Annotated in this window: 7 protein-coding genes; 1 reads left to right on the top strand and 6 read right to left on the bottom strand. The window is 72.7% G+C overall.

Annotated features, from left to right (window positions below):
- The first annotated feature begins 310 nt into the window (after nt 1–310).
- Nucleotides 311–1450, top strand: a complete 1140-nt coding sequence (locus IE274_RS21995) for an ICP22 family protein (protein ID WP_229909750.1) — start codon at nt 311–313, stop codon at nt 1448–1450.
- 152 nt (nt 1451–1602) lie between these two features.
- Here the strand turns inward: IE274_RS21995 and IE274_RS22000 are convergent, their stop codons facing one another.
- From IE274_RS22000 to IE274_RS22025, 6 genes are all read right to left on the bottom strand, one after another.
- Nucleotides 1603–3429: a GMC family oxidoreductase N-terminal domain-containing protein gene (locus tag IE274_RS22000; protein ID WP_190117580.1), complete on the bottom strand. Its 1827-nt coding sequence runs from the start codon at nt 3427–3429 to the stop codon at nt 1603–1605.
- Nucleotides 3430–3546: 117 nt separating this feature from the next.
- Nucleotides 3547–5163, bottom strand: a complete 1617-nt coding sequence (locus IE274_RS22005) for a succinic semialdehyde dehydrogenase (protein ID WP_190117581.1) — start codon at nt 5161–5163, stop codon at nt 3547–3549.
- Between the two features lie 182 nt (nt 5164–5345).
- Nucleotides 5346–5624: a hypothetical protein gene (locus IE274_RS22010; RefSeq protein ID WP_190117839.1), complete on the bottom strand. Its 279-nt coding sequence runs from the start codon at nt 5622–5624 to the stop codon at nt 5346–5348.
- Between the two features lie 171 nt (nt 5625–5795).
- Complete coding sequence (locus IE274_RS22015; RefSeq protein ID WP_190117582.1) at nt 5796–7538, bottom strand: serine/threonine-protein kinase; 1743 nt, start codon at nt 7536–7538, stop codon at nt 5796–5798.
- 253 nt (nt 7539–7791) lie between these two features.
- On the bottom strand, nt 7792–9570 hold the full coding sequence (locus IE274_RS22020; RefSeq protein WP_190117583.1) for a serine/threonine-protein kinase: 1779 nt from the start codon (nt 9568–9570) through the stop codon (nt 7792–7794).
- A gap of 88 nt (nt 9571–9658) precedes the next feature.
- Nucleotides 9659–11476, bottom strand: coding sequence for a serine/threonine-protein kinase (locus IE274_RS22025; RefSeq protein WP_190117804.1), 1818 nt, complete (start codon nt 11474–11476; stop codon nt 9659–9661).
- Between the last annotated feature and the right edge of the window lie 23 nt (nt 11477–11499).

Consider the following 11499-nt stretch of genomic DNA (forward strand, 5'->3'; position numbering starts at 1 on the left):
CCGGCCCGCCTCACCCACGCGCCGGACTCCCGCCCCCACAGGGGCGATCCATCATGCCCCCGGGCATGCTTCATCTCGCTTGCAAACGGGGGAAGTTCTACGACACCGGACCGCGGCGGCACAAGCCAAGGCCCTTCATGACCTCCGAACTTGTGACCCACGCCACATAAGAATTTTGTGAGTCCCAGGACAACCATTCCCGGCTTACGCAGGTCATCCATGCGTAACAACGGCCACTTCCGCGCCCTGCCGCGGAGGCCTCCACCTCCGTACCGCGCGGGCGCGGTGCGCCGGACTCTCTGAGGTCTTCATGAAGCTTCGCCGTGCTCTGGCCGCCGCGGCCGCGACGGCCGTGATCGCCCCGGTCGCACTGCTCTCGGCCCCGGCCGCATTCGCAACTGGGGACGCGAACGACGCGAGCACCACGCCGTCCGCGAGCGCGAGCGAGACGCCTCCGACCGAGTCCCCCGACCCCGAGGACCCGGCCGACCCCGGCGACGGCACGAAGCCCGGCGACGACGGCGCCAAGCCCGAGGACCCGACAAAGCCCGAGGACCCGGCCGAGCCCGGCGACGGCACCAAGCCGGAGGACCCGGCCAAGCCCGGTGACGACACCAAGCCCGGCGACGGCGACACGGACCCCGGCGCCGACATCGAGCCCGGTGACGACGACGCCACCGAGCCCGACGACGAGGCCACGCCCACGGACGAGCCCACCGAGTGCGCGATCGACGAGGAGACCGGCGAGGACGCCGAGAACCAGCTGGAGCTGCGGCTCAAGGGCCTGCCCGGCAAGATCGTCGCGGGCAGCGGCTGGCACGAGTTCAAGCTGATCGCGGCCAACCCGAGCGACGAGGACCTCGGCGAGGTCCGCTGGCTGGCCGCCGCGGACAACTTCTCGGAGAGCGAGGACGAGAAGGACTGGCTGAGCAGCTACACCCGCATCCAGTTCTACGACCCCGAGGCCAAGGGCTGGAAGTCGATCGTCGACGAGGTCGAGAGCGGTGTCACCTTCGGCACGACGACGCTCGGCGCCAAGGAGCAGGTCGAGATCAAGCTGCGCCTGAACATCAACAAGAAGGCCCCGGCAGGCGACGGCTACGCGTTCGGCCTCGGCGGCTATGTGGACTCCGAGCTGAACTGCGAGCACAACGCGTTCGCCTTCTTCGACTTCTCCGTCCTGAAGCCCGGCAGCGACATCGACCACCCCGGTGAGGCCATCCCGCGGCCGGACGTCACCAAGCCGCCGGTGGCGAAGAAGCCGCAGGGCGGCCGCTCGGACGAGGTCAGGAAGACGGTCGCGGAGATCCCGCCGACCGGCAGCCTCGCCCAGACCGGCTCCAGCTCCGTGCTCCCGACCATCGGCATCGTCGGCGGCATCGCCGTCGTCGCGGGCGCCGGCGCGGTGTACGTCGTACGCCGCCGCTCCCACTCGGACGCCGCCGCCTAGGCGACGTACCGCGAGACGCGAAGGACCTGCACTCGGAGGGGGGTGCAGGTCCTTTCGCGTACGCGGCCACTCGGGTTCGTGGCTACTCGGGGTACGCGGACGGGTCGCCGCAGGCGCACTCCGCCACCCCACCGCCACTGCCCCGCGCCGGGCTACTTCTTCGGCGGCACCGCGGGCATCCCCAGGAACGGCAGCCGCAGCGCGCCGAAGGCGTCCGCCGGGACCGTCGGGGACTTCGGCTCGACCGGAGCGAGCCGCACGTACGCGGCGCCCTGGGCCGGACGCGGGTCCGCGTCGCCCTTGTTGGGCCAGAACGACATGGCGCGCTCGGCCTGCGCGGTGATCGTGAGCGAGGGGTTCACGCCGAGGTTCGCGGAGACCGCGGCGCCGTCGACGACGGAGATGCCGGGGTGGCCGTACAGGCGGTGGTAGGGGTCGATGACGCCGGTGTCGGCGCCGTCGCCGATCGGGCAGCCGCCGAGGAAGTGCGCGGTCAGCGGGGTGCCCATCAGCTCGCCGACGTTGGAGCCGGGGAAGCCGTTGATCTCCTCGGCGATGAGGGACGCGGCACGGGTGGCCTCGGCGATCTGGTCCGGATTGGGCGCGCCGTGGCCCTGCCGCGCGGTCAGCAGGCCCTTGCCGATGCCCTTCTCCTTGCGGTACGTCGTCAGCGAGTTGTCGAGGGTCTGCATGACCAGGCCGATGATGGTGCGCTCCGACCAGCGGTGGTTGGACAGCGAGCGGACCGTCAGGAGCGGGTGGCGGGCGGTGTTGGCGAGCCATCCGGCGACGCGCGCCTTGCCGCCCTTGACGGTGTACGGGACCTGGAGCAGCGTCATGCCGCCCATCGCGTTGGACTTCCGGCCGTAGCGGACGGGCTCGATGTGGGTCGTGTCGTTCGGGTGGATGGACGAGGTGATGGCCACGCCCTTGGTGAAGTCGACCTTCCCGGCGGCGCCGGCGAGGGCGCCGTGGCGCTTGCGGTAGCGGCGGTCCGTGGTCTGGGCGCCCACCAGGGCCTCGGAGTTGGTGCGGGTCAGGTCGCCGAGGCGGCTGGAGATGCGGGGCAGCAGATGGCTGTCCTTCATGCGGTGCAGGAGCGTCTGGGTGCCGTAGGTGCCCGCGGCCACGACGACGCGGCGGGCGCGGAAGGTGCGGCCCTTGCCCTTGCGTTTGTTGTCGGTGGGCAGCGTCCCCACCGCGTAGCCGCCGCGGGAGTCCTCGGTGAGCGCCACGACGGACGTCATCGGGTGGATGACGGCTCCGGCCTTCTCCGCGAGGTGGAGGTAGTTCTCGTTGAGCGTGTTCTTCGCGCCGTGGCGGCAGCCCGTCATGCACTCGCCGCACTCGGTGCAGGCACGCCGCGCGGGTCCGGCACCGCCGAAATAGGGGTCGGGAACTTCCCCGCCGGGCTGGGCCGTTGACTCACCGGTGGCGTCCCGTCCGTCACCGAAGAAGACGCCGACCGGCGCCATGTGGAAGCTGTCGCCCACTCCCATGGCCTGCGCGGCGGCCTTGAGATGGACGTCGGAGGGGGTGGTCGTGGGGTTGAGCCGCACGCCGAGCATCCGCTTGGCCTGCTCGTAGTACGGACGCAGCTCGTCCTGCCAGTCCGTGATGCCCTTCCACTGCGGATCGTCGAAGAACGCCGCAGGCGGTACGTAGAGCGTGTTCGCGTAGTTCAGCGATCCGCCGCCCACGCCCGCGCCCGCCAGGACCATCACGTTGCCGAGCAGATGGATGCGCTGGATGCCGTAGAGGCCGAGCGCCGGGGCCCACAGGTAGTTCTTGATGTCCCAGGAGTTCTTGGGCAGTTGCGCGCGCGTGAAGCGGCGGCCCGCCTCCAGGACACCGACGCGGTAGCCCTTCTCCGTGAGCCGCAGCGCGGATACGGAACCGCCGAAGCCGGAGCCTATGACGATGACGTCGTAGTCGTAACCGTCGCTGTCCGCGCTCCGGACGGAGTTCTCCTGTGGCATGGGGTCTCCTCGGTGCGAGTTGGTCTGCGAGCCGTCTGTGGCTGGGCGCGCCCACGCGGCGGAGCCGCAGCTGGACACAGCCCCGCGCCCCTGCGGGACGCGGGACAGCACTCCCGCTCAGCGCAGGCGCAACGCCTTCATGAGCTTCAGGCTCCTGCTCATGAACGCCGCGTGCTGCTCGTCGCTCATGCCGAAGGACGGCGCCAGCGGGATGAGGCGCTGGTGGGCCACGGTCTGCGCCTCGGTGTACTTGAGGATGCCCTCGGAGCCGTGGCGGCGGCCGAGGCCCGAGTCCTTCATGCCGCCCATCGGGGACTGCACGCTGCCGTAGGCGGGCGCGAAGCCCTCGTTGACGTTGACCGTGCCCGTGCGCAGGCGGGCGGCCAGGGCGCGGCCGCGCCTGCCGTCCTTCGTCCAGACCGAGGAGTTCAGACCGTAGGAGGTGGAGTTGGCGAGTTCGACGGCCTCGTTCTCGTCGGTGAAGCGGTAGAGCGAGACGACCGGGCCGAAGGTCTCCTCCGCGCACACCGCCATGGGCGACTCGACGCCGTCCAGGATGGTGGGCTCGTAGAAGTAGGGGCCGATGTCGGGCCGGGCCACGCCACCCGCGACGAGCGTGGCGCCCTTGGCGACGGCCTCGTCCACGTGCCGCCGGGTGGCTTCCAGTTGCCGCTCGCCGACGAGGGAGCCCATCTCGGCGCCGTACGCGAGCGACCGGCCGAGCCGCATCGCCTTGGTCTTCGCCGCGAACCGCTCGACGAAGGCGTCGGCGATGGCCTCGTGGACGTACAACCGCTCGATGGAGATGCACAGTTGACCGGCGGACGAGAAGCAGGCGCGGACCGCGCCCGCGGCGGCCTTCTCCACGTCGGCGTCGTGCAGCACCAGCATGGCGTTCTTGCCGCCGAGTTCGAGGGAGACGCCGACGAGGCGGGCGGCGGCGCCCGCGGCGACCTCGCGGCCGGTGCGGGTGGAGCCGGTGAAGGAGACGTAGTCGGCGTGCTTGACGATCTCGGGGCCGATGACGGGGCCCTCGCCGAGGACGACCTGGAACACCTCGGCCGGAAGGCCCGCCTCGATGATCAGGTCCCGGGCCCAGAGCGCCGTCAGCGCGGTCTCCGTGTCGGGCTTCATCACCAGCGCGTTGCCCGCGACGAGGGCGGGCAGGGCGTCGCCGATGGACAGTTCGAGGGGATAGTTCCAGGGGGCGATCTGGCCGACGACGCCGCGCGGCTGGCGCAGCTCCGTGACCTTGGTGAGGGTCGGTACGACGCCGGTGTGGCGCTTGGGGTTCAGATAGGCGCCGGCGCGGCGGCCGTAGTGCCGGGCCGCGACGGTGACGGCCTGGACCTCCTCGTGCGCGTGCAGCCGGGCCTTGCCGGTCTCCAACTGTATGAGGTCGAGGATCTCCGCCTGGCGCTGGAGCACGAGGTCGTGGAAGCGCAGCAGGACGGCGGCGCGGCGGCGTACGGGGGTGCGGGCCCACGCGACCTGCGCGGCGCGCGCCCGCTCGAAGGCGGTGGCCACGTCCTCGGGGGTGGACTCGGGCAGGTCGGCCAGCTTCTCGCCGGTGAACGGCGTGTGGTTGGCGGTCCGGCCCGAGCCGATCACATCGCGGGTGAGCTGGGCGACCAGCTCCGGCGTGACCACGTCGGCGGCGGTGCGTGCGCCGCTGGGGGCCGGGGCGACCGGGTTCGTACCGAGGGGCGTGGCGGGGGCCTGCGAGTCCGTCATGCCGGTGAGCGTATGCCTGAGCGGACGCTTTGGGTACCCATGGGTAACGAGGTTTCACCGCGCACGCACACAGGGCCGCGAGCCGTCGCGTTCACCGCCAGTGCCTGCTGGCGACAAAGGTGCTGATCAGGGCGTTCCCTCGGGCACCCATGGCAACTCAGCCGCGGACGCCAGCCCCTTGCTCAGCTTTTCACCGAGTCCTCGCCGACCTTCAGCCGCGCCCGCACACCCTTGAAGAGTTCGGTGCCCTTCTTCTCCGCCGCCGTGCCCTTCGGCATGTCCACCCGCAGCTCGTAGAACTCCTGGTCGGCGGTGATGATCATGAGCTGCAGGCAGCGGATCGGGGTGGTCATGGAGTCGTCGTCGTACGCGGCGTCGTGCGGGTCGCCGGGAAGCCGCGGCTCCTTGACGGCGATCTCCCGGCCGACCAGTTCGTCGACGGCACGCCAGACCGTTCCCATGCCCCCCCGAGCCGATGCGCTCGGCGAGCCGGTACCGGCCCCCGAGCACGCGTCCCCCGTCAGCACTCATGTTTCATGCCTATCGCGCACGGGCGGGCGAGGGCCAGCACGGTAATGCTCCTGTGACTCGGGGCTTCGCGAACCCCGTGGTGACGACGCGGGTGCGACGGCTCAGGGCTTCGCGATCTCCAGGCCCTCGATCGCCTTCTTCGCGACCTGGCGCCCCCGCTCGGTGAAGTCGCTCTTGGCCGGGTAGTCGATCCACAGCTTGTACATGTCGCCCGCCGTGGTCTTGTAGTAGAAGACCTTGGCCTCGCGCGGGTAGACGACCTGGGATTCCTTGTTGGTGTACGGGATCAGGTTCTCGGCGGACTGCTTGCCCTTGTACTCGCTCTGTGTGGTCTTCTTGCCGGACCCCACCTCGTCCGGGCTCAGCGAGCCGAGCACCGTACTGCCGCTGTCCAGGTCCTTCATGTCCTCGTACGCCTCGGCCATCGAGGTGCCCGCGATGTAGTTGAGGTCGTCCTCGGACTTCTTGCTGAGCTGCAGCGATACGAAGAGGCTGCCGCTCTTGTCCGTGTACGTGACCCAGTGTTCCTTGGGCGTCTCGCCCTTGTCGCTGGACTCGCGGTACCCCTCGGGCACGGACAGCGTCGCGCCCAGCGCCTTCACCTCGTGCTGCTCCCAGCTCCCCGCGTCCGAGTCGCCCCCGAACGGCTTCACCGCGAGGACCACCGCCGCGGCCACCGCCAGGACGACGACACCGCCGACGGCCACGAGCGCCTTGCGGCCCAGGAACACGCCCTTGCCCCGGTCCGGCGCCGGAGCGGCGCCGTCCGCGAAGCCCGCCGTCACGAGCTGCGTCGCGGGCAACTGCGGGGGCTGCGGCGGCTTGACGGCCTCTTCGAGCATGGCCCTGACCTGGGCGGCGCTCGGGCGGTGGGCGGGTTCCTTGTGCAGCAGGCCGTTGATGGCGTCGGCGAGCGGGCCCTGCGCGGAGGCGGGCGCGGCGGGCGTCGCGTTGAGGACGGACTGCAGCGTCGCGGGCGTGTTGTTGCGGCGGAACGGCGAGACGCCCTCGGTCGCCGCGTACAGCACGACGCCCAGCGACCACAGGTCGGACGCCGGTCCCGGCCGCTGCCCGAGGACCCGCTCCGGGGCGATGAACTCCGGCGAGCCGACGAAGCCGCCGGTGTCCGTCAGGTTCGTCTCGCCCTCGATCTGGGCGATGCCGAAGTCGGTGAGGACGACACGGTCGTGCCTGCCGATCATCACGTTGTCCGGCTTCACGTCGCGGTGCAGGACGCCCGCCGCGTGCGCGGCCTCCAGGGCGCCGAGCACTTCGAGGCCGACCCGGGCCGCGTCGCGGGCGCCGAGCGTGCCCTCGTCGCGCAGCGCCGCGCCGAGCGAGCGGCCCTGCACGAACTCCATGACGATCCACGGCTGGCCGTCCTCGACGACGACGTCGTGGACGTTGACCACGGCCGGGTGGTCGAGGCGGGCCGCCGCACGGGCCTCGCGGCGCATCCGCTCGAAGGCGTTGGCGCGCTCCCGCTCCGGCAGATGGTCCGGAACCCTCGGCTCCTTGACGGCGACCTCGCGGTCCACCGTCTCGTCCTTGGCCCGCCACACCGTGCCCATGCCGCCGTGGCCGAGCTTGGAGAGCAGCCGGTAACGGCCGCCGATCAACCGGCCGGAGCCGGGTTCGGCCTGGGTGGCCTGGGTGGCGCGGGTGTCCGGCGCGGGGTGCGCGGGCGACTGCGGGCGGGGCTGCTGGTTCGGTACGGCCTGGGTGGGCTGGGCGTACGGATTGGGGTGCGGCGCGCCGCCGCCGTGCTGCGGGGGCTGCGGTGGCTGCAGGCCGTAGCTGGTGGTCTCGTTCGGGCCGTGCGAGGCTCCCCCGTCGTTACTCATGCCCCCATGAGTACCGTGCCGGGTGCCTCGGATTCCAGCCAAGGCCCCCAGTTGTGACCGGGGCGATGCACGATCCGGGAACTTCGGCGACGTACGCGCGCAAAGGCGCACGTAACGGCGCGTCCGGGCCGGACATCCAGGTCGTACGCCGGGCCGTACGCCCGGTCGTATGCCAAGACCACGCGCCCGACTCGTACGCCAAAGCCGCGCGCCCGACTCGTACGCCCGCCCGCCCCACACTCCCCCGGGCCCGTCACCGCCGCACGAACGTGTCCACCGCCGTGTCGAAGTGCCGCCGTCCCTCTCGCGCCTGGCCCGCCGGTGCCGACACCCACACGTCGTACCTCCGGCCGCCCTCCTGCCAGCACAGGTCGTAGGTGCGCCGGGCGCCCGCCTCGCCGCCGGAGCCGTCCCGGGTGAACTGCCAGAGCGCGGCGGGGCGGCCGTTGCGGGTGGTCCCGGTGACGTCGGCGTCGCGGTAGCCGGGGTGGTCGCGGGGGCCGTCGGCGGCGGCGCGGCGCTGGGCGGCGAGCGGGCCGCCCGGGGCGGGGTCGGCGGACTCGATGCCGATGCGGAAGGCGCCGTCCGGGGAGGTGTAGGAGGTGCGCGGGCCGTCGGTGCGGCGGACGTAGCCCTGGGGGACGGCGAGGGCGAAGCCGCGCGGGTCCCTGGCGAGGCGGTAGCCCTCGGGGGCGTCGGGGGTGGAGGGGCGCACGGTGTCCGGGGTCTTGGTGACCGTGGACGTCGCCGTGGGACGCGGTCTCTCCGACCCCGTCGAGGCGTCGGGCGATGCCGAACTGGGCGGCGAGTTCCGGCCGCCGTCCCCGTCGCCGTCCTGCCCGAGCAGCAGCGTCGCGGCCGACACGGCGCCGCCCGCCACGGCCGCGACCAGGGCGGCGGCGATCAGCATGATGCGGTTCTGGCGGCGGCGCGCGGGGGCCGACAGGGGCGCGGAGGGCTCGTCCAGGCGCCGGGGGCGTGCGGGCGGCGGCTGCGCGCGCGGGCCTCCGGGCGGGTGGCGGCCGGGGAGCAGCGACAGGAGGGGGCGGCGGCCCGCGGAACGGCCTGCGAAGCGGCCTGAGGCCCGGCCGGGTGCGCGCCCCGGTGCACGGCCGGGCGCACGCCCCGATAAGCGCCCCCGGGCGGGGACGAGCGCGGGACGCCTGGCGCCGGCCCCCGCGCCGGGCAGCCCCGGCATCACGCCCGTGTCGACGTACGCGCGCAGCAGCCGCTCCGCCCCGGCCGCGTCCAGGCGTCGCTCCGGGTCGCGTTCGAGCAGGCCGAGGATGACGGGCGCGATCGGCTCCGCCGGGGGCGGTGGCCGTATCTCGTCGAAGACCACGGCGTGCAGCACCCCGCCGATCGAGTCGCGCCGGAACGGCGACTCCCCACTGACCACGGCCACGAGCAGCGCACCGAGCGACCACAGGTCGGACGCGGGCCCGGTGCGCTCGCCGGACATGCGCTCCGGCGCGGTGTACTCCGGCGAGCCGACGAACGACCCGCTCTCCGTGAGCGTCGTCGCCCCGCTGACCTGCGCGATACCGAAGTCCGTGAGCACGACCCGGCCGGTGGCCTCCTCCAGGAGCACGTTGGCGGGCTTCAGGTCGCGGTGCAGGACGCCCGCGGCGTGCGCGACGCCGAGGGCGCCGAGCAGGTCGAGGCCGATCCGGGCGGCCGCCTGCGGGCCGAGCGGCCCTGACCTGCCGATGCGCAGGGCCAGCGTGGGGCCCTCGATCAACTCCATGACCAGGTAAGGACGTTCGTCGTGGACGACGACGTCGTGCACGACGATGATGTGCGGATGCCGCAGTTGCGCGACGGCGCGCGCCTCGCGCAGCGTGCGCTCCCGCTGCCGCGCGGCCTCCTCGGCGGAGAGCGTCTCGTCGAGCGGGATCTCCTTGACGGCGACGCGACGGCCGAGGAGCTGGTCGGTCGCGCGCCACACGACGCCCATGCCGCCCTGGCCCACCCGCACCTCCAGGCGGTAACGGCCGGCGATCACACGGGTGCTGTCACCCAGGCTCCCCATGCGGCCATCATGCCCCAGAGGTGTGGTCACGGACCCTCTCTGCCCGGACAAGGGCCAGTTCAGGCCGTATCCGTCGGTCGGCGGACCGTCAGTCGCGCCAGCTCTGCAGCACCGCGTCGAACTGTTCCCGGGTCTTGTCCCAACTCCCCTCGGGCCCCGACATGTAGATCACGTACTCGGTGCCGCCACGGCTGATGTACGTCTGCTCGATGGCGTGCCGGGGGCCCTTGGTGGTGTCGTTGGCACCCGCCGTCCAACTGAACTCCCAGAGGGCGGCGGGACGGTCGCGGAAGGTGTTGGAGTTCAGGTGCAGACGCCGGTACTCGGGCAGCTTCGGCTTCACCTGCTTCTCCAAGTCGAGCTGGTGCGCGTACGGACTGTCGAAGTCCGGACTGGGGTCGACGCCGATGCGCACGAAGTGGCGGCCGCCGTCCGGGGTGTAGTCGATCTGACTGCCGTCGACCTGCCGCTCCCAGCCCTTGGGCAGCATCAGGCTGAAGCCCTTCACGTCGTGCACCCGCACCCAGTCCTTGGGAATCCCGCCGACGACGTCACCGGCCTTGCCCCCCTTGCCCTGACCGCTGCCGGCACCCGCACGCCTGTCCCCGTCGTCGCCGTCGCCCTTGAAGTTCAGGTAGCCGAACACCGCGCCGCCACCGATGGCCGCGGCCACGACGACCGGCACGAGGGCCCGGAGCCAGCGGCGGCGCCCGGGTCCGGCGGGCGTGGCGGCGGTCAGGGCGCCCGGGTAGTTGCGGCCGGAGTCGCCGTACGAGGAGGACGCGCCGTGCGGGGCCGACGCGACGTGCGTCGGGGTCGTGCCGTACGGGGGCGGGGTGGCGTAGCCGGACGGATCGGCGGCCTGTCCCGACGTCCGGCCGCCGGTGCCCACGTGGCCGGAATACGCTGCCTGGCCGGGGTGGCCCGGGACGGGGGTCGAGGGGGGCGTGTGCGGTCCCGGGGCGTGCGGGGGCGGGGTCTGCGACCCGGACGGGTGGGGCGTGGACGGGTGGGACGGGTGCGGCGTCGGCGTGTGGGCCGTCGGCCCCTCGTACGTCGTCGTCGGCACATACGCCTGTGCCGCCCCCGGACGCCGCCCCTCCGCCGCCTCCGCCAGCATCTGCTCCGCCTCGGCCGCGTCCGGCCGCGCGTCCGGATCCTTGGCCAGGAGCGCCGAGATGACGGGCCCGAGCGGACCCGCGTACCGGGCCGGATCGGGCTCCTCCGTCACCACGGCCTGCATCGTGCCGAGCGGGGAGGTGCGCCGGAACGGCGAGTTGCCCTCGACCGCCGTGTACAGCGTGGCGCCGAGCGCCCACAGGTCGGCGGCGGGGCCGGGGTTGGCGCCGCTGACCCGCTCGGGCGCCAGATAGTCGACGGAGCCGACGACTTCACCGGTGCGCGTGATCGTCGAGTCGCCCTCGATCGAGGCGATCCCGAAGTCGGTCAGGAGCACCCGGCCGTCCTCGGAGAGCAGCACGTTGCCCGGCTTGATGTCGCGGTGCAGCACCCCGGCGCCGTGCGCGGCCCGCAGCGCCCGAAGCACCCACAGGCCGACGCGGGCGGCCTCGCGGGGCTCGATGCGGCCCTGGTCCCGGACGGCGTCGGCGAGCGAGTGGCCCTCGACCAGCTCCATCACGATCCAGGGCCGGTCGTCGTACTCCAGGACGTCGTGGACCGTGACGACCGCCGAGTGGTTGATCTGGGCCTGGGCGCGCGCCTCCGTCTTCGTGCGGGTGAGCAGCACCTCGCGGTCGGCCTCCTGCACCCACTGTGCCGCCGTCAGTTCCTTGACGGCGACGACGCGGTGCAGCACCTCGTCCCGCGCGCGCCACACGCGGCCCATGCCGCCGCTGCCGATGGACTCACCGAGCCGGTACCGGCCGGCGAGGAGCAGGCCCTGCATCTGATTCACGTTCCCCCGCAGTT

The sequence above is a fragment of the Streptomyces flavofungini genome, assembly GCF_014650815.1.
In the GTDB taxonomy this organism is placed as follows: domain Bacteria; phylum Actinomycetota; class Actinomycetes; order Streptomycetales; family Streptomycetaceae; genus Streptomyces; species Streptomyces flavofungini.